Raw genomic sequence first — 23,605 nt, 5'->3', positions numbered from 1 at the left:
CGCGGTGGCGCTGGGCGGAGTCAGCGGCCGGCGGCGGGTCCGGCGAGGGCGAGGTCGCGCTGGACGGTGCGCCCGATGTGGCCGATGAGCTTCTTCAGGTCGGGGCAGTACACCGACGGGTTGAGGTAGCCGCGGCCCGTCCGGTACCGGTGCGCGTAGGCGCCGCCGCCGCAGACGTCGCGGACCGCGCACGCCGCGCACGTGCCCGGCAGCGCGGCGCGGCCGATCTGCCGGGCGACCACGCCGGGATGCCACAGCGCGTCGTCGAGGGGGTGGTCGAAGACGGTGAGGCCCGTCTCGGGCGCGCCCGCGTAGGACGTCTTCAGCGAGTCGACCTGCTGGAGCGTCCCGTCGGTGTCGACCACGAGCATCGCCACCGGGGACAGCCCGACGTTCTCGCTGCGGCTCTGCCCGCCGAGCAGCACGTTCATGATCTCTTCGAACAGCCGGACGCCGGTCTCCTTGCGCGGCGCGCCGTACCAGCGGTCGAACACCGCGATCAGCCAGTCGGCGTAGGGGGTGCCGCCGCCGTCCACGGGGCGGCGGGGCGGCGGGGCCGTCCACGTCCCGTGCGGGAGCAGGAAGTCGATGCGCGGCGGGCCCGTTTCGAGGAGGGCCTCGTACGTCCGGATCGGGTCGTTGCCGAGGTCGACCGTGCAGAGGAGCCCGCGGTAGAGCCGGCGATAGGAGCCCGCGAGCCGGTTGAGCCCGCGCATCACCTCGGCGTGGCTCCCGCGCCCGTTCGCGCGGAGCCGGTGCCGGTCGTGGCCCTCGCGGTCGCCGTCGAGGCTGACCGACACGCCGACGTCGTGCTCGTCGAGCATCGCCAGCATCGCGTCGGTGAGCAGCACCCCGTTCGTCTGGACGCCGGCCTCGACCTCGCAGGACGGCGGCATCGCCGCGCGGAACCGCGCCACCGCCGCGGCGACCGCGGCCCGGCCGGCGAGCAGCGGTTCGCCGCCGTGCAGGACGACCGCCACCCTGGTCAGCGCGTGGGCCCGCGCGTGCTCGGCCACCCGCGCCGCCGCGGCGTCGAGCACCGCGTCCGGCATCGCGGCCGGGCGGTCCCGCCAGGATTGGTCGGCGCCCTCGTAGACGTAGCAGTAATCGCAGGCGAGATTGCACCGGCCGTGGATCTTGAGGACGAACTCCGAGAACGGCACGGGCCGCCATCCGCCGGCCGCGAGCGCGGGAATGTCGAGGCCGTGAAACGGCCATTCGCCGGTTCCGGCCGCGGGCATCAGACGCGGTTGTCGAAGCCCGCCCAGACGCGGCGCGGGTCGCGCCGCTCATCGCGGGCGCGCCGCAGCGCGGAGCTCAGCACCGTGCCCTCGGACGCCGTGGAGGCGTCGAGTTCGCGCCGGGTGGGAGGCGTCCAGAAGGGGCCCGCGAGGCCGCCGGACTCTGCTGCCCTGCCATGAGTGACCCGCACGGCCGTCTCCCCTTCTTTTCCCGCTTGTCCAGCGAATCGGAAATGCGTCGCGCTCCCTCTGTGGGCCCAGGAGCACCAGACTAGCCGCGACGCGACGATCATATGGACCCGGTGGCGTCCCGCGCGCGAAACTCGGAGAAGACGCGCCGTGGAATTCTTTGCGCCGTCCGCCCGCCCGGCCGTTCTTCGGAGGCGCGGGGAGGGAGGTCTTGCCGAAACGCGTCCCGGTGGTGGCCATTCCCCCGTCCATCACCGTGAGCGCCCAATATGCCGTGCTTCCTGGGACGACGCCCGGAGTGTGACGGTTGACGCACTTTTATTGCCGGAGTCGGCCGAGGGTTGCACAGTGGGATCGGCAGCGACCACCGGTGAGGTGCCCGTGACGGAGACCCTGCGCCCGGCCCCGAAGGGATGGCGGCCCGGGGGGATGTGCTCGTTCTTCCTCTGCGACATCGCCGGGTTCAGCGCCGCGTCCCGCGCCGACCCGGTGCGGGTGCGGGTGCGCGAGGCGATGTACAAGGGGCTCGACCGGAGCCTGGCGGGCGCCGGGCTGCGGCTCGGCGACTGCTACCACGAGGACCGCGGGGACGGGGTGATGGTCGTCCTGCCGCCGCACGTCCGGACGGAGTTGCTGCTGACGGGGGTCGTCGACCGGCTGCGCGCGGAGGTCCGGCACCACAACGCGGCGGCGAGCGAGGCCGCGCGGATGCGGCTGCGGGTGGCGGTCGGCGCGGGCGAGGCGGAGACGGACGCGCACGGCGTCGTCAGCACGGCGCTGACGCACGCGTTCCGGCTGCTGGACGCCGCGCCGCTGAAGGAGGCGGTCGCCGCGGCCGAGACCGGGATCGCGGTGATCGTGTCCAAGCGGGTGTACGAGGACGTCGTGCGCCACGGCCGCGGGCTGGTCGATCCGGACGACTACTACCGGGTCGAGGTTCGGGTGAAGGAGACGTCCGACGAGGCGTGGGTGCGCGTGCCGGGCGGCCGTCCTGTGCGTCCGGTCGGTGGTGGGGTTCCGGCGGTGCAGGAGCCGCCGTTCCGGTCGGAGGAGCCGCGGTTCCGGTCCGAGGAGCCGCCGCCGGGCCCGTCCGACGTGCCGCTGCCCGCCCTGTTCCGCGTCGTGGACGGCCTGCTGGAGATCCCCCGGCTGCGCGCCGAGCGCGGGCGGGACCAGGTGGTCGGGGCGCTGTCGGCGGAGATCGCCGGGGCGGTGCCGCGGTCGGCGGAGGCGCGCGCCGACCTGTTCGCGATCGTGCAGACGTGCCTGGACTACTCGGGCGGCCTGCAGCAGCTCCTTCAGGCGATCCAGGGGTTCGTCGGCGAGTCGATGGCGGTGCGGCGCCTGGAGCGAACGATCGCCCAGTCGCTGCTGCCGCCCGCCGATGACGCCTGGCCGGGCTGAGGCGTCATCCCTTGGTGAGGGTGGCCATCGCGCGGTCGGGCTCCCAGTGGGCGCGCAGCGAGGTGATCCGGCCGTCCCCGTCCACCGTGTAGATCAGGACGCAGTCGATCGTCATGGTGGAGCCGTCCGGGGTCGTCGTGGTGATCGTGGCGACGTTCGCGCAGCAGGGCCCGTTGGCGAACGAGTCCGCGACGGTGAACCGGAACCCGGCGATCGTCGACACGAAGTTCTCCCAGAAGGCCCTGATGCCCTCCGGGCCGCGGTGGCCGTTGCCGGTGGGGTCCAGGAAGGACGGCCCGACGGGGTCCTCGATGAGGGCGTCCTCGGCGAAGAGGCCCAGCCAGTCGTCCTTGCGGCCCTCGACGACGGCGGCCATCGAGGCGCGGGCGGCGCGGCGCGCCGGGTGGTCGGCCTCGGAGGCGTTCCAGGTGATCGCGTCCATGGCGGAATTGTAACGTGTTCTCGTTTTATTGGACCTTGGCGATCACGTCCTCGGCGAACCGCTCCAGCGCCTCGATCTTCTTGGCCAGCGGCTGGGTGTCGGGGCCCTTGGCGTAGGGCATGCGGAAGCCGACGATGACATCGGTGACGCCCGTGTCCTCCAGCCGCTTCACGCCGTCGGGCGTGTAGGCGTCCATGGAGATCACGTGGATCTCGAACGGCTCGCCGCTCCTGCCCTCCTGCTCGCGGATGCTCCGCAGCCTGGCCAGCAGGGCGTCCAGGTCGTCGCCGCCGGCGTGCATCCATCCGTCGCCGCGCACGACCGCCCGCCGCAGCGCCGGCTCGCTGTGCCCGCCGACGAGGATCGGGTACGGCAGCGCCGGCGCCATCTTGATCGCCGGGACGTCGAAGTGCTCGCCGTGGAACTCGAAGTACTCCCCGGTGCTGAGGCCGCGCAGGATGTCGATGGCCTCGTCCATCCGCCGCCCGCGGCGCTCCCACGGCACGCCCATCACCTGGAAGTCCTCGGGCCAGGGGCTGAGCCCGACGCCCAGCCCGAGCCGCCCGCCGGTCAGCGCCGCGACCGACATGGCCTGCTTGGCCACCAGCACCGGCGGCCGGATCGGCAGCTTGAGCACGAACGGCGTGAACCGCAGCGTGCTGGTCACCGCCCCCAACGCCGCGATGAGCGTGAAGGTCTCGATGAAAGGCTTGTCCTCCAGGAACTCCCTGTTGCCGTCCGCGGTGTAGGGGTAGGTCGAGTCGGACTCCTTCGGATAGACCAGCGAGTCGGCGACCGACATGCTCGTGTACCCGGCCGCCTCCGCGGCCCTGGCCAGCGGCACGTAGAACGAGGGGTCGGTCATGGCCTCGGCGTAGGTGAACCTCATGCCCAGATACTAGAACCCGTTCTAATTTTATGCCAGGCATCATGGACGCATGGTCCCCGCCGGTGTCCCGCCCCGTACCTGGGCCTCGCTCGTCGAGGCGGGCGCCGAGCGGCGCTTCCGCGCGGGCGACGTCCTGCTCCGGCAGGGCGACCCGCCGTCCCACGTGCTCCTCCTGCTGTCGGGCAGGATCAAGGCGCTGCTCACCCTCCCGGACGGCGGGGTCCTGCTGCTCGCCGTGCGCGGTCCGGGCGAGCTGCTCGGGGAGATCGCCGTCCTGGGCGGTGACGGCCGCTCGGCGACGGTCGTCGCGATGGACCCCTGCGTCACCCGCGTCCTCCCCGCGGACCGCTTCCGCGCGATGGTCCGCGCCGCCGGCGCGGAGGCGGACCTGCTGCGCCACGCGATGCGGCGGCTGCGCGAAGGGGAGGAGTGGCGCGCGGAGACCGCCGCGCTGCCCGCGGGCCCCCGCGTCGTCCGGGCCCTGCTGCGCCTCGCCGTGACCGGCGGCGAGGTCGGGCTCAGCCAGCTGGAGATCGGGCAGGCGGTCGGCCTGTCCCGCGGCGTCGTCGCCGCCGAGCTGGCACGGCTCCGGGAGCTCGGCGCCGTGTCGACCGAACGCGGCCGCACCGTCATCACCGACCGCCGCGTGCTCCGCGCCTTGGCCGGATCAGGCCGGGACTCTGTCTGATTCCTGACAGAGCACCGGACGGAATGTCGCCAGTGTTGTGGCCATCCGCACCACTTGGGAGGCCGCATGGAGGAGTACCGCGCCGTCCTGGTCGTGGACGCCGAGAAGTTCAGCGCTCACCGCGACGCCGAGCTGCCGGACGTCCACCTGGAGATACGGCGGGTCCTGGCCGCCGCCTTCGAGGCGAGCGGGCTGGGGGAGACCTGGCGCAAGGCCCGGTTCACGCAGAGCACCGGCGACGGGATCCTCGCCGTCCTGCCGCACGAGGCGGTGCCCGCGCTCGTCGACCCGTTCGCGCGCCGCCTCCAGGACGAGCTGGCCGCGGGCGCGCCGGGGCTGCGGGCGCGCGGACTGCGGCTGCGGCTGCGGGCCGCGCTGCACGTGGGCCTCGTGGACGACGAGCGCCCCGCCGCACCCGGGATCTCCACCGCCGTCGTCGACGCGTGCCGGCTGCTCGACAGCGGCCCGCTGCGCGACGCGCTCGAGAACAGCGACCCGGAGGTCACCTTCGCGGTCTTCGCGTTCTCGCGGGAACTGTTCACCGCCTACGTCGAGGGCGGGCGCACCGCCCTTCGCGCAAGCCAGCTCACGGAGGTGGAGGCGAAGGTCAAGCAGTACGCCAGGCCGGCGTACCTGTACGTGCCGGTGCCGTCGGCGGCGGGACGGCCGGGTCACCGCGAGCAGCCCACCGGCGCCGCCGCGGCGCCCGCGCGACCGGCGGCCGGGCCGTCCGTCAGCGGCATCACGATCAGCGGGGACGGCTCCCAGAACGCGATCGGCAACACGGTCGGCGGCGACTTCCGGCAGGAGCGGTGATGGCGCCGTTCGACGACGTGCTCGGCGGGGACGGCCGGGACGGCGGGGACGTCACGATCATCGGTGACGGCACGCAGAACGCGATCGGGAACACGGTCTCCCGCGACCTGATCATGCACTTCCACGCCGGTCGCGCGCGCTCCACGATGGGCCTGTCGGAGAGCGAGATCGCCGACCGCGTCGCGGGCTACGTGCGCGCGGGGAACCACGACCTGATCGTGGACGTGCTGCGGCGCGACCGCGTGGTCGCGCTCGCCGGGGACGAGGGCGCCGGGGTGACGACCACGGCGGTCGCGGCGGCGCGGGAACTCCGTCCGGACCTGCCGGTCCGCCCGCTCTCCTCGGCGGAGGACGACGCGGAGGAGGACTGGAGCGTCGACTGCGTGTACCTGGTGCGCGCGGCCGACGAGGACGACGCGTCGCGCCTCCGGTCCCGGCTGGAGGTGGTCCTCGGTCGCTCCCGGGGCATCGTCCTCGTGGTGGGGACCGCGGCCGAGCTGCGCCGGTTCGCGGAGTTCCTCCGGCCGGTGCCGGTGCAGCCGCCGTCCGCCGACGCCGTCTACCGGCGCCGGCTCGACGTGTGCGGTCTCGGCGGTACGCAGTGGCCCCACTGGGGGCGTGCCGCCGACCTGCTGAAGGGCGCCTCCCCCGCGGACGGCCGGCGGCTCGCCGACCTTGTCCGGGAGACCGGCGACGCCGGGGAGGCCGAGCGCGCCTACCGCGAGTGGGAGGAGCAGCTGCGCGGCTGGTTCGCCGACTACCCGGACCTGCGGAACCGGGCGCTGCTGATCGCCGCCGCCGCGATCGCGCCCGCGGGCGAGTCGAGCGTGTACGGGGCCGCGCTGTCCCTGGCCCGGCACCTGCGCATCAACGTGGAGGGCGGCGGGCTGGCCTGGTGCCCGTCCGCCGAGCTCAGCGATCTGCTCGGCGCGGACCGGGAGGACGACCGGATCCTCTTCCGCCGGCACGGCTACGCGTCCTCGGTGCTGCGGCACGCGTGCCGCGACTACCCGCTGGTGCGGACCGACTTGCTGGCGTGGCTGTCGGAGCTGCCGACCGACGAGGCGGTGGGCCTGGACGCCCCGCTCCAGCGCAGGGTGGCCACCGTGTTCGCCGACCTGGCGGCGGCGGCCGACCTGCCCAGCTTCATCCGGCCGACCGTGTCCGAGTGGGCCCGGCGAGGTCTGGCGGACCTGGCCTACCTGGCCCTGGTCGGGACCTGCCTGCATCCCGTCGTCGGCGGGCGGGTGCGCAGGTTCCTCTACGAGTGGTCCAAGGAGCGGGGGACGCCGCAGACGCTGAAGCTGACGATCGTCCGGGTCTGCCAGGTGCTCGGCGGGACGTATCCGTCGGTCGCGCTGACCCGGCTCAAGCATCTCGCGGCGAACGGTGACCAGCAGGTCCGCGACGAGGTCGTGGACGCGGCGGTCGAGCTGGCGGCGGCCCACGGCGAGGAGGTCGCCAAGGCGGCGCTGGCCTGGTGCGGTGCCGCGGCGCGCTTCACCTCGGAGCGGGACGCCGCCCGGCTCGCGGGCGTGGCGCTGCGAGTCCTGCTCGCCCTGCCGGACGGTGCCGGCCCGCCCAGGGCCGGTGCCGTCCTGGACGCCGTCGCGCGGCTGGCGGTGTGCGGCCCGGGTGTCCGGGCGGTGGCGCTGGAGGCGGCGCTGCGACTGGCGCAGGTCCACCGGGGGGCGGTGCTGCGCGCGGCGCTCGTCTGGGCGGGCGCCGGAGACGACCCGTCCCCGATGGGAGGGCGGCTTTCGATGTTCGGCGCGGAGCTGTTCCTGAAGCTGGCGGGCCTGCGCGGCGCGGACGGGCTCGCGGCCGTCCTGACCGGGCCCGGCGCGGTCGAGCCGACCGCGTGCGCATCGGCATGGTCGGCGCTGCTGGCCATGGAGACGCTGGCTCGGGCGGGCCGGGAGGGTGTCCCCGAGGCGATCATGCTCTGGCTCGACACGGCGGAGGCGCGGCCGGACCTGCGGCCGCGGATCGTCGGGCTGTTCACCTCCGTCGCCGTGCGCGATCCGGCGAGCCGGGCGCTGATGGTGGAGCTCGCGCGCGCCTGGGCCGGGAACGCCCGCGACCGCCGGGGCATCCGGGACGACGTCCTGGTGGTGTTGCTGCTGCCCGAGTGGAAGCGCCTGCTGCTGATGGTGTGGGTCGAGGTCCGGCGGCGGGTGCTGGGGGGCGGGTAGGGGCGGAGGTCCCTTGCCGGTCGGCGGGGCGGGGTGGTTCGGTGGGGGCATGGGGAAGATCGCGGTGGTGACCGGAGGGACGTCCGGGATCGGGAAGGAGATCGCGCGGGGGCTGGCGCGGGCGGGGTTCCTGGTCGGGATCGTCTGCCGGAACGAGCTGCGGGCCGCCGCCACCGTGGAGGAGCTGGTCCGGGACGTGCCCGGTGCGCGGGTCGAGACCTTCCTCGGGGACCTGTCGGTGCGGATGGACGTGGAGCGGGTCGCGGCGTCGCTGGAGGAGCGGTTCGACCGGCTGGACGTGCTGGTCGACAACGCCGGCGTCCACCTGCTGCGGGCCAAGGTCAGCGCCGACGGGTACGACCGCATGATCGCGACGAACCATCTGGGGCCGTTCCTGCTGACGAACCGGCTGCTGGGGCTGCTGGAGAAGGGGGCGCCGTCGCGCGTGGTGGTGATGGCGTCGGAGGCGCACCGGCAGGCCGACCGGTTCGAGGTGGAGCGGCTGGCGGAGCCGGGGTCGTACGGGCCGGCCGGGTCGGTGCGGGTCTACGGGCGGTCGAAGCTGCTGAACATCCTGTTCGCGCAGGAGCTGGCACGGCGGATGGAGGGCAGCGGGGTCACCGTGAACGCCGTCTGTCCGGGCGTCGTGGCGACCGGGCTGCTGCGGGACGTCCCCGGGACCGGGCGGGCCGGGGCGCTGCTGTCGCGCACCCCGTTCATGCGGACGCCCGCGCAGGGGGCGCGGATGGCGCTGAAGGTCGCGCTGCACGAGGAGTTCGAGACGCGCAGCGGCGGCTTCCACAGTTCGACGCCCGGCGCCGGGCTCCTGCCGACGGTGGGAGCGCTGAAGGATCGGGAGTTGCAGCGGGCGGTCTGGGATTGTTCGTCCCGGCTCGTAGGGCTGCCCTCCCTATAGGGTCAGGGTGCGTGAGCCAACCGCACCTCCCACAGCCCGCGGCGGCGAAGCCGTCCGCGGTCAAGGATCTGTTCGGCGGCGCCGGCTACCTGCTGCGCGGCCTCGGCTGGACCGCCCGCCACCCCGCGCAGTGGCTGTTCGGGCTGATCCCGGCGCTGATCGTGCTGACCGTCTACATGGCGGCCCTGGTCTTCCTGGCGTTCAAGGTCGACGACCTCGCCGGCTGGGTGACGGGCTTCGCCGACGGGTGGGCGGACGCCGCCCGCACGTCCGCCCGGATCGTCGCGGGCGTGGCGATCTACGGTGCCGCGCTGTTCCTCGCGATGATCACGTTCACCGCGGTGACGCTGCTGGTCGGCGACCCCTTCTACGAGGCCATTGCGGTGCGGGTGGAGGAGTCGCAGGGCGGCGCGCCGCCGGAGCCGGACGTCCCGCTGCTCACCCAGATCGGGCGGGCGATCGCCGACACGCTGGTCGTCGGGGCGATCGCGCTGGGGTTCGCGGTGGTGTTCTTCGCGTGCGGGTTCCTGCCGGTGGTGGGGCAGACGGTCGTCCCGGTGGTCGCGGCGCTGGTGTCCGGATACTTCCTCGCGGGGGAGCTGACCTCCGTCGCGCTGGAGCGGCGCGGGATCCTGCGCAGGGAGCGGTTCGCCCGGATGCGGGCCGACCGGCCGCTCGTCGTCGGGTTCGGCGCGGCGACTTTTGTGGTGTTCCTCATCCCGCTGGGCGCGGTGCTCGCGATGCCGGGCGCGGTGGCCGGGGCGACGCTGATGGCCCGTGAGCGGCTGGCAGATGACCCACTGGTCACAGCGGGTGACGCCGGTATGGCGCAGCATCACTGAGCCGATGGGAAGATGTGTCCGGAGCGTGATGACCGCCCGGATTGCGACTGCTGATCTTCGCGTAACGTGTGCCGCATGTCCGATCAGGGGGAGCGCGGTGTGCGCTGGACCGACATGAGCGAGAACGAGCCGCGGGACGGATTCCCGCAGGGCCCCGGCGCCGACGAGGCGACCGGTCCGCGAACGGCCCTCCCCGAGGCGGAGGAGTTCGCGCCCGCCGATCCCGCCGGTGGCAAGGCCGCTGCCGAGCAGGGCGCGGCGCCGCACGACGTGTGGGGCCGTGTCGAGGAGCCCCCGGCGCAGGAGCCCGCCGACCGCGAGGCCGACCGCGAGGCCGACGACGTCAAGGTCGCGCCGGTCGCCGAGTCCGGTGCGGAGGCGGAGCCCGCCGCGCGCCGGGAGGAGGAGGCCCCCCAGTGGGAGGGGTTGCTCTTCGACGAGGGCGCGGGCGACTCCGGCCCGGGTGATTCCAACTACGTTCCGGCCGTCCCCACGGGGAGCGGCCAGCCCGCCAAGCCGGGCAAGCCGAGCAGCGGCAACTGGCAGATGCCGGACTGGATGGCCGACGAGGAGTCGGCCGACGCCAAGCTCGGCGGTTCCCCGAAGCCGTCCGGTGACGGGTTCGACGACGGCGGCGGCCGGTCCCGGCTGGTGCTGTTCGGCGGGGTCGGGCTGCTGGTCGTCGCGCTCATCGCGGCCGGCGCGGTGTACTTCGTCAAGAGCGGCGGGGACGAGTCCGGCGAGCCGGCGGGCAACGCCGACAAGCGGGCCGCGGCCGAGCAGTCCGAGGCCACGCGGGTCCAGCTCCCGCCGGACAAGCCGCTCGCCACGTTCAAGGGCCGGCCGAGCCGGATGCTCGGCCGGGTGAACGACACCCATTCGGGGCTGTCCTACCCGCGCTTCGCCGCGCCCTGGCAGCTGCCCACGAAGAAGAACAAGCTGGGCACGCCGGGGTGGTCCGGGCAGCAGATCATGGTGACGGAGCGGCGCGCGCAGCAGCTCTGGTACGGCCAGCTGCTCACCGGCACGCTGGCCCCGACCCTGCTGTCCGCCTACCAGGGCCCGGAGAGCGTGAAGAACGTCACGGCCCTGGCCGCGCAGGGGTACGAGGGGCAGTACTACGCGTTCCCGCACAAGACGGCGCCGCTGGCGTCGCAGGAGCTGACGGTGGGCGGGCGCAAGGGCTGGCTGATCGCCTCCTACCTCACCTACCAGCGGGACGGCGTGCGGGCGACCGGCGAGGTCGTGGCCACCGCGGTGGTCGACACCGGCCGGGAGGCCCCGGCGGTGGTGTTCGCCTCGATGCCGAACACGCACAAGAAGTACTGGCCGGACCTGAACGCGTTCCTCACCCACCTGAAGCTCGCGCGCTGACAACCCGAATGGCGTTCTAATAGGCTGTGGCCACGTTCGAGAAGGGGTGTGGCCATGGCGATCGGGTTGACCGAGGAGCACGAGGCGCTGGCGGCGTCGGTGCGCGGGTTCGCGGAGCGGAACATCACTCCGGCGGCGGCGCGGGAGGCCGACGCCGGGTTCTGGCCGGCGCTCGCCGCTCAGGGGCTGCCCGGCCTGCACCTGCCGGAGGGGTCCGGCGGGCAGGGCTTCGGGGTCCTGGAGCAGGCCGTCGCGCTGGAGGAGCTGGGCCGGGTGCTGGCGCCCGGCCCGTACACGCCGACCGTGCTGGCCTCGGCGATCCTGCACGCGGCCGGGGCCGACGCGTCCGGTCTGGCGGACGGCTCCCGCACGGCGGCCGTGGCGCTGTCCGGCGGCCTGGACGTCGACGGTTCCACGGTCTCCGGCACGGTGCAGCCCGTTCTGGGCGCCCCGCTGGCCGACCTGTTCGTGCTCCCGGCCGGTGACCGCTGGGTCGTCCTGGGCAAGGACGACGTCACCGTGGGGGAGCTGGAGTCGCTCGACATCACACGGCCCGTGGGATCGGTCACCGTCGATGGCGTGACCGTCGATGCCTTCCTGGACGGGGTCGACGCGCAGGCCCTCGCCGTCGTCCTGCTCGGGGCCGAGGCATGCGGTGTGGCGGGGCGCGCCTTGGACGACGCCGTCGCCTACGCCAAGCTGCGCGAGCAGTTCGGCCGTCCCATCGGGCAGTTCCAGGGCGTCAAGCACCTGTGCGCCCGGATGCTCATCGCCGTGGAGCGCGCCAGGGCCGCCGTGTGGGACGCGGCGCGCGCGCTGAGCGAACCCGAGGACCAGCGCGCCTACGCGGTGGGGGTCGCAGCGGCGCTCGCCGCGGACGCCGCCGTCACCTGCGCCGAGGGCAACATCCAGATCCACGGTGGGATCGGCTACACCTACGAGCACGACGCCCACCTCGTGTACCGGCGGGCCCTGACGCTGCGCGCGCTGCTGGGGCGGGCCAGCGAGCACCGCGCCGCGGTCGCCGCGCTGGCGGTGCGGGGCGTCCGGCGGCCGATGAGCATCGAGCTGGACGAGGGCGCCGAGCCGGTCCGCGAGGAGATCCGCGCCCGCGTCGCCGAACTGGCCGCGATGGAGCCGCTGGAGCAGCGGGCGGCGATGGCGGAGGGCGGCTGGGTGACGCCGCACCTGCCGAAGCCGTGGGGGCGCGGCGCCGGGCCGCTGGAGCAGATCGTCATCCAGCAGGAGCTGAAGGCGGCGAAGGTGCGCCCGGTGCCGCTGATGATCGCGGCGTGGGTCGTCCCGTCGCTGGTCCAGTACGGCACGCCGGAGCAGCAGGAGCGGTTCCTGCCGCCGACGCTGCGCGGCGAGATCATCTGGTGCCAGCTGTTCTCCGAGCCGGGCGCGGGCTCCGACCTCGCCGGGCTGCGCACCCGCGCCGAACGGACCGAGGGCGGCTGGACGATCACCGGCCAGAAGATCTGGACGTCCCTCGCCCGCGACGCGCAGTGGGGCATCTGCATCGCCCGGACCGACCCCGGCAAGCCCAAGCACGACGGCATCACCTACTTCCTGGTCGACATGAAGTCGCCGGGCATCGAGATCCGGCCGCTGCGCGAGTGCACCGGCGACGCGGTGTTCAACGAGGTGTTCCTGGACGGCGTCTTCGTCCCGGACGAGCTGGTCGTGGGCCCGGTCAACGCGGGCTGGCGGGTCGCCCGCACCACCCTCGCGAACGAGCGCGTCGGCCTGACCAGCAGCTTCCAGCTCGGCGGCGACCTGCCCAAGCTGCTCGACCTCGCGGCCGGGCTCGGCCTCGACGGGGACCCGGTGGTCCGCGACGGCCTCGGGCGGCTCGCCTGCGACGAGCACTCGTTCAACCTGCTCGGCCTCCGCGCCACGCTGAAGCAGCTTTCGGGCACGGACCCGGGCGCGACGGCGAACGTCCGGAAACTGGTGGCGATGGAGCACGGCCAGCAGGTCACCGAGTTCGGCTTCACCCTGCTCGGCGAGGAGGGCGCGCTGACCGGCGGCTGGAAGGACGACCTGCGCGCGCGCTGGACCCGGTACCTGCTCGCCTCGCGCGCGATGACGATCGGCGGAGGCACGACCGAGGTCAACCTCAACGTGATCGGCGAGCGCATCCTCGGGCTTCCCCGGGACCCCGAGCCGGTGAGGTAGCGTCCAGGCTCACATGGGAGGCGGGACGCGGCATCTGGTGGCCGCACTGACCGGGCTGGGGCTCGGGCTTGCGGCACTGGGGCCGGGGCTCGTGCCGGGCTTCGTGCTGTCGTACGACATGGTGTTCGTGCCCGACCCCGCGTTCACGCGCCTGACGTTCGGGCTGACGGGCATCGTGCCCCGGCACGTCCCGAGCGACGCGTTCGTCACCGCGCTCGCCGCCGCCGTCCCGGCGGACGCCGTGCAGAAGCTCGTCCTGCTGGCGGTCTTCGTCATGGCGTGCACGTCGGCGGCCTCGCTGGTGCCGTCCCGCCGCCTCCTGCCCCGGCTCGCCGCGGGGGTCTGCTACGCGTGGAACCCGTTCGTCGCCGAGCGGCTGCTGCTCGGGCAGTGGGCGCTGCTGCTCGGCTACGCGGCGCTGCCGTGGGTGGTGGGGGCCACCGTCCGGACGGACGAGCCCGGCGGGACGCGCCGCCTCGTCCGTACGATGCTGCCCGCCGCCATCGGCGGGTTCGCCGCACTGACCGTCACCGCCGTCACCGCTCTGGCGGTCGCGCTGGCGAGTGGTCGCGGCCCCGCGCGCGCCGGCCTCAAGGCCCGTGCTGGTCTCAGGGGCCTTGCTGGTCTCAAGGGTCGTGCTGGTCTCAGAGTCATCGCGTCGGCGGCGGTGTTGAGCCTGCCCTGGCTGGTGCCGGGGCTGTTGCGGCCAGCGGGCCTGCCGGGGGACGGAGCGGCCGTCGACCTGTTCGCGGCCAGGGCCGACACGCCTTTCGGGACGCTCGGGAGCCTGCTCTTGCTTGGCGGTGTATGGAACGGCGAGACGGTGCCGAGCGGCTACGGGGCGCCGGTGACGGCGACGCTCTGGCTCCTGGTGGTGGTGGGCGCGCTCGTCGCGTACGGCGTGTGGGGGCGGGAACCCGAATGGTGGCGCGGGGCGGCGGTCGCGGCGGCGGCCGGGTTCGCGATCGCCGCGCTGGGCGCGGTCGCCGCTCCCGTCCTCGAAGGGCTCATCGGCCTGTGGCCGGGGTTCGCGGTGCTGCGGGACGGGCAGCAGTACGCGGCACCGCTGGCCGTCGTGGTCGCGGTGGGGCTCGGAGTCGCCGCCGACAGAGCGGCCGAGGCGAGATGGCCGGGGGTGGCCGCCGCGGCGATGGCCGTGCCCGTGCTCCTCCTGCCGACACTGGCGTGGGGGGCGGCGGGCGACCTGCGAGCCGTCCACTACCCCGACGACTGGGCGCGCGCGCAGCACATCATCGACCGCGACCCGGCGGAGGGCGACGTGCTGGTGCTGCCATGGGCGTCGTACCGGAGCTACCCATGGAACCATGGGCGCCGCGTGCTCGACCCCTTGCCCCGCTACCTGCACCGACGCGTCATCGTCGACGACGCCGTCACCGTGGGCGGCACGACCGTCCCGCAGGAGGATCCCAGGGCGGTGCGGCTCGCGCCCGTCGCGAAGAGTGGGGCGCCGCGGGCCGACACGCTCCGCGACATGGGCGTGCGGTACGTCGTGGTGGACGCGGAGATCGGCTCCGTCCGCCCGTCCGGCGCGGCCGTCGAGGTGCTGCGCGGCGCCGACCTCGCCGTCTACCGGATCGACGGGGCCGCGGGCAGTGCCGCGAAGGGTGGCGGGACGGCGGTGCCGGTGCCGCCGGTGGCCGCCGCCTGGGGCATCCTCAGTCTGGTCGTTTTCTGGTCAATCCTGGCCCCACGTACTACTCTGAGCCTTCCATTACTCGGCAGTACCAAGCCCCGCAGCACTCATCGACGAAGGACCCCCTGATGCGCATCGCCATCGCCGCGCTGGTCGGCGTACTGCTGGCCGCCGGAGTGTCGTTCAGTACGGTCCAGCTCGTGAACGCCTCCCAGAAGGACCCGGTCATCGAGCCGCTGTACAACTACGGCTCCCGGTGACCTGTAGGCCCTGATGGGGACCCGGCGTGACGGCCCCGCCCTGCTGGAGATCGTCGTTCCCGCCTACAACGAGGCCGACCGGCTTCCGGCGGGACTGGCGCTGCTGTGCGACAAGCTCGCGGCCCTGCCGCTGCGGGCGGAGGTCATCGTCGTCGACAACGCCAGCACCGACGGAACGGCCGGCATCGTCCGGTCCTTCGAGGGTCCGGTGCCGGTGCGGCTGGTGCGGTGCGAGGTCAGGGGTAAGGGTGCGGCGGTCCGTGCCGGGCTGCTGGAGACGAGGGCCCCGTACGTGGGGTTCATGGACGCCGATATGGCAACAGACCTCGCCGCGCTGGACGAAGCCATCGTCCTGCTGCGCGAGGGCCGCCCGGTCGTGGTCGGGTCAAGGCGCCACGGTCGGTCGGTCGTCCAAGGATACGCGCTGCCCGTCAGGCGGCTCGGGGCCATCACGTTCAACCGGATCGTCCGCGACCTGGTGGGAGGCATCCAGGACACCCAGTGCGGGTTCAAGTTCTTCGACGGTCCGCTCGGCCGGACGGCGGCGAAGCGGCTGCGCACCACCGGGTTCTCGTTCGACGTGGAACTGCTGGCCCACTGCGTGCGGCAGGGGGCGCCGGTCACGGCCATTCCGGTCGTCTGGCGTGACCGCCCCGGCTCCACCTTCTCGGTGTGGCGCCACTCGTTCCAATGCCTGGTGGACCTGACGCGGATCCGCGCGCGCGTCGGGTTCCGCATGCCCCGCCTTCCGGCGACGCCGATCATCCCGGTGGTGCCGGTCCGGACGATGCTCGCCGAGCCGAAGCTCCCCGAGCCGCGCCCGGCGGCCGTCGCCGTCCCCGAGCAGGCGCCGGCGCCGAGCGCGAAGTCGGGATGAGCGCGGATCTGCGGCTGGCGGTCGTCAACTGGCGGGATCCCTGGCACCCCGCCGCCGGCGGTGCCGAACGGTACGCCTGGGAACTGGCGCGCAGGTTCGCCCGCGAAGGCGCTCAGGTCCACTACGTGACGTGCAGGGCCCCCGGTCAGCGGCGCGGGGGGCGCGTGGAGGACGTGGAGTTCGTCCGCCTCGGCGGGCGCTTCACCGTCTACCCGCTCGTCCTGCTCTGGATGCTGCTGCACCGGCGGCGCTTCGACGCGGTCATCGACTGCCAGAACGGCATCCCCTTCTTCACGCCGTGGGTGCTGGCGCGCCGTGTACCGGTGTTCTGCGTCGTCCACCATGTGCACGACGCCCAGTTCGGCCTGTACTTCCCCAGATGGCTCGCCTGGCTCGGGCAAGTGCTGGAGGGGCCGGTGAGCCGCTGGACCTACCGGCGGCATGCGTTCGTGGTCGTCTCGCCGTCCACGCTGCGCGCCGTCAGGGAACGGCTGGGCTGGACCGGTCCCGCCCATGTCGTCCACAACGGGTCGTCTGTCGCCGAACCGGACGGCGAGGTGCCCGAAGCGCGGGGCGAGCCGGAGCTGGTGTGCGTGACGCGACTCGTCCCGCACAAGCGCCTCAACCTCCTGCTGGACCTCGCGCAGAGCCTCACCGGAAGCCACCCCGGGCTCAAGCTCCACATCGTGGGGGACGGCCCTGAAGCGCCATCGCTGAAGGCCGCCATCAGCGCGCGCGGCCTGGACGGCGTCGTCATCCCGCACGGATACGTCCCGGAGAACGTGAAGGCGGCCCTGGTCGCCCGCGCCGACCTGCACCTCAGCGCCTCCCAGGGCGAAGGGTGGGGCCTCAGCGTGATCGAGGCCGCGGCGCTCGGCGTCCCGACCGTCGCCTTCGACGTGGACGGGCTCCGCGACGCCGTCCGCGACGGGACGACCGGCTGGCTCGTCCGCGAGGGCGATGACCTGGGCGGAGTCGTCGAGCGCGCCCTCAAGGAACTGGCCGATCCCACGCTCCGCGAGCGGACGGCCACGGAATGTCAGAGGTGGGCGGCAGAGTTCGACTGGGCGCGCACCGCCGGCCGGATGCGCGACCTCGTGACCGCCGCCGTGCGCGACGGCGCCGCCGCCGGAAGCGCGGGCGGCCGCCGGTACGGTGGCGGACACTCAGGCTGACATCCCGGGAGGACCGGGGCACCCGGGACGGATGGGTCCCGGACGACGGGCACGAGAGGGGCAGGGGGCGAGCATGGCCGTGGGAGAGGCGAATCCGCCCCGCGCCGGCGCGTCCCGCGGGCCCGGCGGGGCGTCCGGGCCGGCCGGCCCGGACGCCGCCGCGCGGCTGCGGGAGCGGCTGCGCGTGCTCGCGTGCTGCCTGGCGCTGAGCGCGCTCGCGTTCGCCACCCGGCCCGGCGCCATCCTCGCCGACACCAAGATCGACATGGCGGTGAACCCGCTCGGGTTCCTCGGCCGCGCCCTCCACCTGTGGGACCCGGAGCAGTTCGGCCAGCTGCAGAACCAGGCCGTCGGCTACCTGTTCCCGATGGGCCCGTTCTTCGCGCTCGGCGACCTGGCCGGGATGCCCGCCTGGATCACCCAGCGGTTCTGGCTGTCGCTGCTGATGTGCCTGGCCTTCGTCGGCACCTGGCGGCTGGCCGGGCGGCTCGGCGTCGGCGGCTCGGGGCCGGAGGGCGACGGCCAGGGCACCCGGCTGTTCGCCGCGATGGCGTACGCGCTCGCGCCGAACGGGCTGGCCACGCTCGGCCAGATCTCCTCGGAGTACCTGCCGGTCGCGATGCTGCCGTGGATCGTCCTGCCGCTCGCCGCCGCCGCGTCCGGGGAGACCGGCCGGCTGAAGGCCGCGGCCCGGTCCGGGCTGGCGATCGCGTGCTGCGGCGGCATCAACGCGACCGCCACCGTCGCCGTGCTCGTCGTCCCGTTCCTCTACATCCTGACGCGGCCGCGCGGGTCGTTCCGCGCCCGGATGCTCGCCTGGTGGTCGGCGGCCGCCGGGGCCGCGACCGCGTGGTGGCTGGTGCCGCTGCTGCTCACCGGCACGTACGGGTTCTCCTGGCTGACCTACACCGAGAAGGCCGCGACGACGACCGGGCCGACCGGCCTCGTCAACGTGCTGCGCGGCGCCGAGCGCTGGGTCAACTACCTGATCGTCGACGGCCAGGTCTGGTGGCCGGTCGGGCACGGCCTCTCGCTCAGTCCCGTCCCGATCGTCTGCACCGGCGTCGTCGCCGCGCTCGGGCTGGCCGGGCTGCTCGCCCGCCTCCTCCCGGAGCGGACGTTCCTGCTGGTCACGCTGCTGGCCGGGGTGGCGGTCATCTCGCTCGGCCACCTCAGCGACATCCCCGGCCCGTTCGCGGCGCAGCTGCGCGACCTGCTGGACGGCCCGCTCGCGCCGCTCCGCAACCTGCACAAGTTCGACGCGGTCGTCCGGCTGCCGCTCGCGCTCGGCCTCGCGCACCTGCTCGCCGCGGCCGGGCGGCGCGCCCGGGCCGCCCGGGACGCCCGCGCCGCGCGGCGGCCGGAGAGCGGCGTGCGGAGCCTGAGCGGCGGGTCCGGCCAGGGGTTCGGCCAGGCCGCGCGGTCGCTGCTCGGCCTCCCGGCCGTCGCCGCCGTCGCGCTCGGCGGCATCGGCCTCACCGTCGTCTCGCACGGCCTGTCCGGCCCCGGCGAGTTCAAGGACGTCCCGAGGTACTGGCGGGACGCGGCGTCCTGGATCAACGCGCGGGCCGGGCAGCAGGGCGTGCTCGCCGTGCCCGGCGCGCCGTTCGGCGAGTACCTGTGGGGCCGCCCGATGGACGACATCGTCCAGCCGCTGCTGACCGCGCGGTGGGGCGTCCGCCAGCTCGTCCCCGCCGGGTCGCCCGGCTACACGCGGGCGCTGGACGCCATCGACCAGCAGGTCCGCTCCGGGCAGGGCTCGCCGGGGCTGAGCGCCTTCCTCGGCCGGATGGGCGTCCGCTACGTCCTGGTCCGCAACGACCTGCGGCGGGAGGCGCTGCGCGGCGGCTGGCCCGCCCGCCTCCACCAGGCGCTCGACGACTCGCCCGGCCTGCGCAGGGTCGCCGCGTTCGGCGCGCCCGTCGGCGGCGGCGACGACGCGGTCGCGGCCGTCGACCAGCGGTACCCGCCGCTGGAGGTGTACGAGGTCGAGGGCGCCGCCGACGTCGCGAGCCTGACCGGCGCGGGCGACTCCGTCCGCGTCTACGGCGGGCCGGAGTCGCTGCTCGCCATGGCCGACGACGGCGCCCTGCCGGACGCGCCCGTCCTGCTGGACGACGACGCCGCCGACCTCGGCGGCACGCCGGTCGTGACCGACTCGCCCCGGCTGGTCCGCCGCAACTTCGGCGAGCTGCACCAGACGTCCCCGACGCTGTCCGCCGCGCAGCGGGGCAAGGCCGCCGACGTCCTCGACACGGGCTGGGCGCGGTACGCCACCCACGCCGCCTACGGCGGCGGTGTCCGCGACATCACGGCGTCCACGTCGGCGGGCGGCGACGACGCGATCCCGCAGGCCCGCAAGCCCGAGGCCGTCCCGTTCGCCGCCTTCGACGGCGACCCGCTGTCCGCGTGGGAGACCGCCGGCTACGACGGGCCGGTCGGGCAGTGGCTCCGCGCCGACTTCGACCGGCCTCGCGACGTGCGCACCATGACCGCCGCGTTCCCGCAGGACGCCGCGCTCGGCCCGCCGGTGTCGCGCGTCGCCGTCGAGACCGAGAACGGCGCGGTCGAGCAGGCCGTCCGGCCGAGCGCCGACCCGCAGGCGCTCCGCGTGCCGGAGGGCCCGACCCGCTGGCTGCGGCTGCGGATCACGGCCCTCGCCTCCAAGCCCGCCGTGCCCGCGTTCGCGCGCGCGGCGGTGTCGGAGGTGGCGATCGCGGGCGTGACCCCGACCCGCACCTACGCGCTGCCCGCGCCGTCCGGGGTCGACGGCCCGGCCACCTACGTGATGAGCCGCGCGCCGGGCGCGCGGAGCGAGTGCGTGCGGGGCAGCGCGCGCTGGGTGTGCTCGCCGGCCCTCGGCTCCGGCGACGAGGAGGGCGACGGCTTCGACCGGACGTTCACCTCGGCGGTCGCGGGCCGGGCGCCCGTCACGGGCACCGCCGTCCTCACCGACCGGCGGCTCATCGACCGGTACACGACCGTGCACGGGCAGCCGTCCGTCGCCGCGACCTCCACGCTGTCCGGCCACCCGGCCGACCAGGCGAGGTCCGGTTTCGACGGCGACCCCGCGACGTCCTGGATCGCGGGGGAGAGCGACGACGAGCCCGCCTACAGCGTCCGGTGGAAGGGCCGCAAGCGGGTGTCCACGGTGACGGCCACCCGCCCGCCAGGCGCGGCGGGCCCGGTCCGGCTGCGCGTCGAGGGCGCGGGCGGCCAGACCCGCGAGGGCCTGTCGGACGCCGCGGGCAAGTTGTCGTTCGCGCCGATGACCACCGACCGATTGAAGATCACCTTTTTCCGGGACGGCCGGCCCCAGCCGATCCAGCTCGCCGAGCTGAAGGTGCCCGGGGTGAAGCCGTTCCCCGACGTGCGCTCCTACCCGCTGGAACTGCCGTGCGGGTTCGGGCCCAAGCTGCGGATCGGCGCGGCCGGTGCGGCCGGTACGTCGGGCGAGTCCGGAGCCGGCGGCGGTGAGACCGGCGGCGGGAACGGCGGCGGGAACGGCGGCGGAGGGCGCGGACGCGGTGCCGCCGGGCAGCGGGAGAGCGGGGTCGTGCAGACGAAGGCGACCGGCACGCTCGGCGACCTGCTCGCCGGCCGCCCGCTCAAGTTCAGCGCGTGCAAGCAGGCCGTGCTCGCCGAGGGGAGCAACCGGCTCGCGGCGATGCCGTTCGACAACTACCGCATCGACACCGTCACGGTCGGGGCCAGGCCGCGGGCGTCCGCCGACGCCGCGCCGCCGCAGCAGGTCGAGGTCCTCAACTGGGGCTCCAGCTCCCGCGAGCTGCGGGTGGACGCGGCCGCCGACTCGTTCCTGACCGTGAACGAGAACTTCAACACCGGCTGGCGCGCGACCGCGGGCGGCAAGGAGCTGCGCGCCGTCCGGCTGGACGGGTGGAAGCAGGGCTGGCTCGTGCCCGCCGGCACGAGCGGCGTCATCGAGCTGGCCTACACCCCCGACCGGGCCCAGCGGATCGCCGTCGTCACCGGCCTCAACCTGCTGCTCGTCCTGCTGATCGCCAGCGTCTGGCCGGGCAGCCCGGCGGGCCGCCGCCGCCCCGACCCGCGCGCCATGGTCGCCGGGACGGGCTGGCCCGCGTGGGCCGCGATCGGGCTCGCCGCCGCGCTCGGCGGCTGGATCGCCGGGGTACCCGGCCTCGCCGTCGCGCTCGGCGTCGCGGCCGTGTGCGGGTGGGCCCGCACCCGCCGCTCCGCCGTGCTGCGCGCGCTCGCCTCCCCGTGGGTGATCGCGGCCGCGATGCTCGCCGGCACCGGCTGCCTCGCCGCCGCGCGGTGGCTGGACGTGCCGGGCAACCCCGCCGCCCCGTCCGGCGCGCTCGCCGACATCGCGCCGCAACTGCTCGGCATCGCGATCGTCGGGCGCCTCGCGGCGGAGCTGTGGCGGCCGAGACCGCCCGGCGGCGACCCCGGCGCGCGGCGGATCTCGCTCAGCTGGACGGCACCGGGGCAGGGGCCGGACGGGCCCGGTCCCGGCGCCGGGCCAGCCGCTGCACCGGCCACTCCACCAGGTAGTAGCTCAGGGTCCCCGCTGCGATGGTCGCCGCCGCCATCAGGGGCAGATCCGTCGCCACGTCCCCCCGGAACGTCCGGTCCGCCGCGTCGTACCAGGAGACGATGATCAGGAGCTGCCAGAGGAACACGCCGTAGGAGATCCGGCCGAGGAACCGCATCACCGGGTTGCCGAGGATCGCGCCGAGCACGGGCTGCCCCGCGGGCGCCAGCGCGACCGGCGCCACGAACGCCGCCGCGCACAGCCCGAACACGACGACGTGCAGGACGGACGTCCAGAACACGTCGGGGTCCTGGAGGCTGAGCGGGCCCGCCGCGGGCGTCGCCGCTACCACGTACAGCATCGCCGCGGCCGCCCAGCACGCCGCCCACGAGTCCGACACGGCCCGGCACAGCGCCGCGACCGGGCGGCGGTCGTCCAGCCGCGCCCAGACCGTCACCACCGCGAGCGCCATCCCGATCGCGAACCACGCGAAGTACCGCGGCAGGAACAGGCCCATCCGCTCCTGCCGCTCCGGGACGAACAGCACGACCGACCACGGCAGCGACAGCGACGCGTACACGCCGATGCCGACCAGCAGCCGCCTGGCCCGCACACCGACGTCGTGGGTCCGCGTCCGGCGCGCGTACCAGGCGAGGACGGCCGCGGTGACCGGCAGCGTCACGTACCAGGCGACCTCGACGGCGAGGCTCCAGAACTGCCCGAGATGCGACGGCCCGAGGCCGGTGGGCCACCAGGCGTCCGGGACGTACGTCTGCGTGAGCGTCATCAGCGACGCCCAGGTGACCGGGTCGCCGATGTGGTCCCGGCCGGCCGTGACCATGAAGACCACGATCACGGCCCAGTAGGCGGGCATGATGCGCAGGACGCGCCTGCGCAGGTAGGTGATCGTGCGGGGGGAGGGCCGCCCGTCCAGGGCCGCCGCAGCCCACGGCCGGTACAGCAGCAGACCCGACAGCGCGAAGAAGATCGGCACGCCGATCTGGCCGCCGTTGAAGAGCCAGCCGGGCCCGTCCGGGTTCGTGATGGTTCCCGCCGAGCTCGCGACGTGGAAGACCAGGACGGCGAGGGCCGCGACCGCGCGCACACCGTCGATCGTGTCCTGGTGGCCCGAGATCGGCGGCGGCGCGGCAGGTCTCACGACTCCCTCTTCCTGAGCACGAGGAGGAGGTTCCACGTCGCGACCTCCCGCAGTCCCGGGACGCGCACCACGGCCTCGGCCCAGCGCGGATGATAGCGCGGCAGGGCGTCCAGGACCCGGACGTCGTCGCGCCCCCGGGCCCACGCCAGCGCCGCCGACACCGACACGGGATGCAGGGTGCGCCCGTACCGGTTCTTCGGCGGGCGCCCCGTCCGGCGCTCGTACCAGCGGGCGGCCCGGTCGCCGCCGAGGTAGTGCCACGGCGACGTCTCGTGCCCGCCCCACGGGGACAGCCAGTTGGTGAACGACAGGAAGACCGTCCCGCCCGGCCGCGTCACGCGGACCATCTCGCCTGCCATGCGCCACGGGTCGGGGACGTGCTCCAGGACGTTCGATGAGAAGCACACGTCGGCGGCGGCCGTCCTGAACGGGAGCGCGAGCGCACTCGCGACGAGCTGGTTCGCCCCCGGTTCGCCGTGCGCGGTCAGCTCACCGAGGTCGTGGTCGAGGCCGGTGCAGCGCGCACCCGCCGCACTCAGCGCGCGCGCAAAGAACCCGGAGCCCGTCCCCACGTCGATGACGGTCGCGTCCTTCAGTTCGGTGTACGTGGCGAGCAGCGCGACGGTGTCGCGCGCCATGAGGTCGTAGAAGCGCTCCGGATCCCTCCGCTCGTGCCGGAACGCGTTCAGCAGCCGCACCGACCGCGCCAGTGTCGCGGAGTGCCGGGGAACCGGCTCGCTCCGCGCCACCCGATGGCCATACGCCGAGGTCAACGCCCACCTCACCG

Annotated in this window: 18 protein-coding genes and 1 pseudogene; 13 read left to right on the top strand and 6 right to left on the bottom strand. The window is 74.5% G+C overall.

The annotated features are described in order from the left end of the window. Nucleotides 1-20 precede the first annotated feature (20 nt). The gene (locus CHF16_RS14005; protein ID WP_089326447.1) at nt 21-1,241 is read right to left on the bottom strand and encodes an FxsB family cyclophane-forming radical SAM/SPASM peptide maturase; all 1,221 of its coding nucleotides are present in this window, start codon (nt 1,239-1,241) and stop codon (nt 21-23) included. Beyond that, complete coding sequence (locus CHF16_RS14000) at nt 1,241-1,432, bottom strand: hypothetical protein (protein WP_089326446.1); 192 nt, start codon at nt 1,430-1,432, stop codon at nt 1,241-1,243. Before CHF16_RS14000 ends, CHF16_RS14005 begins: the two co-directional genes overlap by 1 nt. Before the next feature lie 379 nt (nt 1,433-1,811). On the opposite strand from CHF16_RS14000, the gene CHF16_RS13995 reads away from it, so the two are divergent. Continuing rightward, nucleotides 1,812-2,834: an effector-associated domain 2-containing protein gene (locus CHF16_RS13995; protein ID WP_143227974.1), complete on the top strand. Its 1,023-nt coding sequence runs from the start codon at nt 1,812-1,814 to the stop codon at nt 2,832-2,834. Between the two features lie 4 nt (nt 2,835-2,838). Here the strand turns inward: CHF16_RS13995 and CHF16_RS13990 are convergent, their stop codons facing one another. Next, a complete protein-coding gene (locus CHF16_RS13990) occupies nt 2,839-3,276 on the bottom strand; it encodes a nuclear transport factor 2 family protein (RefSeq protein ID WP_089326444.1) in 438 nt (145 codons plus the stop codon). A 25-nt stretch (nt 3,277-3,301) separates the two neighbouring features. After that, nucleotides 3,302-4,165, bottom strand: coding sequence for a TIGR03619 family F420-dependent LLM class oxidoreductase (locus CHF16_RS13985; protein WP_089326443.1), 864 nt, complete (start codon nt 4,163-4,165; stop codon nt 3,302-3,304). Between the two features lie 49 nt (nt 4,166-4,214). Between CHF16_RS13985 and CHF16_RS13980 the strand changes: the two genes are divergently transcribed. The 12 genes and pseudogenes from CHF16_RS13980 to CHF16_RS41355 all read left to right on the top strand — a co-directional run. Then, on the top strand, nt 4,215-4,853 hold the full coding sequence (locus CHF16_RS13980) for a Crp/Fnr family transcriptional regulator (protein WP_089326442.1): 639 nt from the start codon (nt 4,215-4,217) through the stop codon (nt 4,851-4,853). 66 nt (nt 4,854-4,919) lie between these two features. Then, nucleotides 4,920-5,669 carry a hypothetical protein gene (locus CHF16_RS13975; RefSeq protein ID WP_089326441.1) on the top strand — a complete coding sequence of 250 codons (750 nt, stop codon included), beginning with the start codon at nt 4,920-4,922 and terminating at the stop codon, nt 5,667-5,669. Further along, nucleotides 5,669-7,864: a hypothetical protein gene (locus tag CHF16_RS13970; RefSeq protein WP_089326440.1), complete on the top strand. Its 2,196-nt coding sequence runs from the start codon at nt 5,669-5,671 to the stop codon at nt 7,862-7,864. Before CHF16_RS13975 ends, CHF16_RS13970 begins: the two co-directional genes overlap by 1 nt. 49 nt (nt 7,865-7,913) lie before the next feature. Beyond that, nucleotides 7,914-8,780: an SDR family NAD(P)-dependent oxidoreductase gene (locus CHF16_RS13965; protein WP_089326439.1), complete on the top strand. Its 867-nt coding sequence runs from the start codon at nt 7,914-7,916 to the stop codon at nt 8,778-8,780. A gap of 11 nt (nt 8,781-8,791) precedes the next feature. Beyond that, complete coding sequence (locus tag CHF16_RS13960; protein ID WP_089326438.1) at nt 8,792-9,622, top strand: EI24 domain-containing protein; 831 nt, start codon at nt 8,792-8,794, stop codon at nt 9,620-9,622. Nucleotides 9,623-9,697: 75 nt separating this feature from the next. After that, nucleotides 9,698-10,996, top strand: coding sequence for a hypothetical protein (locus tag CHF16_RS13955; protein ID WP_089326437.1), 1,299 nt, complete (start codon nt 9,698-9,700; stop codon nt 10,994-10,996). Nucleotides 10,997-11,050: 54 nt separating this feature from the next. Further along, nucleotides 11,051-13,177: an acyl-CoA dehydrogenase family protein gene (locus tag CHF16_RS13950; RefSeq protein ID WP_089326436.1), complete on the top strand. Its 2,127-nt coding sequence runs from the start codon at nt 11,051-11,053 to the stop codon at nt 13,175-13,177. 13 nt (nt 13,178-13,190) lie between these two features. After that, the gene (locus CHF16_RS13945; RefSeq protein WP_143227973.1) at nt 13,191-14,960 is read left to right on the top strand and encodes an MmpA family trehalose lipid delivery protein; all 1,770 of its coding nucleotides are present in this window, start codon (nt 13,191-13,193) and stop codon (nt 14,958-14,960) included. Next, complete coding sequence (locus CHF16_RS41835) at nt 14,960-15,091, top strand: hypothetical protein (protein WP_274704639.1); 132 nt, start codon at nt 14,960-14,962, stop codon at nt 15,089-15,091. Before CHF16_RS13945 ends, CHF16_RS41835 begins: the two co-directional genes overlap by 1 nt. A 13-nt stretch (nt 15,092-15,104) precedes the next feature. Continuing rightward, nucleotides 15,105-15,968, top strand: coding sequence for a glycosyltransferase (locus CHF16_RS13940; protein WP_089326434.1), 864 nt, complete (start codon nt 15,105-15,107; stop codon nt 15,966-15,968). After that, a complete protein-coding gene (locus CHF16_RS13935) occupies nt 15,965-17,143 on the top strand; it encodes a glycosyltransferase family 4 protein (RefSeq protein ID WP_089326433.1) in 1,179 nt (392 codons plus the stop codon). The genes CHF16_RS13940 and CHF16_RS13935 overlap by 4 nt, the downstream gene beginning before the upstream one ends. A 31-nt stretch (nt 17,144-17,174) precedes the next feature. After that, a pseudogene (locus CHF16_RS41355) lies at nt 17,175-20,429 on the top strand (alpha-(1->3)-arabinofuranosyltransferase domain-containing protein); the annotation flags it as partial. Between the two features lie 1,165 nt (nt 20,430-21,594). On the opposite strand, the gene CHF16_RS41350 reads toward CHF16_RS41355, so the two are convergent. Together CHF16_RS41350 and CHF16_RS13920 are read right to left on the bottom strand one after the other, a co-directional pair. Next, the gene (locus CHF16_RS41350) at nt 21,595-22,818 is read right to left on the bottom strand and encodes an acyltransferase family protein (RefSeq protein WP_245868465.1); all 1,224 of its coding nucleotides are present in this window, start codon (nt 22,816-22,818) and stop codon (nt 21,595-21,597) included. Further along, a complete protein-coding gene (locus CHF16_RS13920) occupies nt 22,815-23,567 on the bottom strand; it encodes a class I SAM-dependent methyltransferase (RefSeq protein ID WP_245868463.1) in 753 nt (250 codons plus the stop codon). Before CHF16_RS13920 ends, CHF16_RS41350 begins: the two co-directional genes overlap by 4 nt. Nucleotides 23,568-23,605 lie beyond the last annotated feature (38 nt).

The organism is Actinomadura meyerae (genome assembly GCF_900188445.1).
Classification (GTDB): domain Bacteria; phylum Actinomycetota; class Actinomycetes; order Streptosporangiales; family Streptosporangiaceae; genus Spirillospora; species Spirillospora meyerae.
The sequence above is the reverse complement of the archived record's forward strand: the minus strand, read 5'-3'. Positions and strand labels throughout refer to the sequence as shown.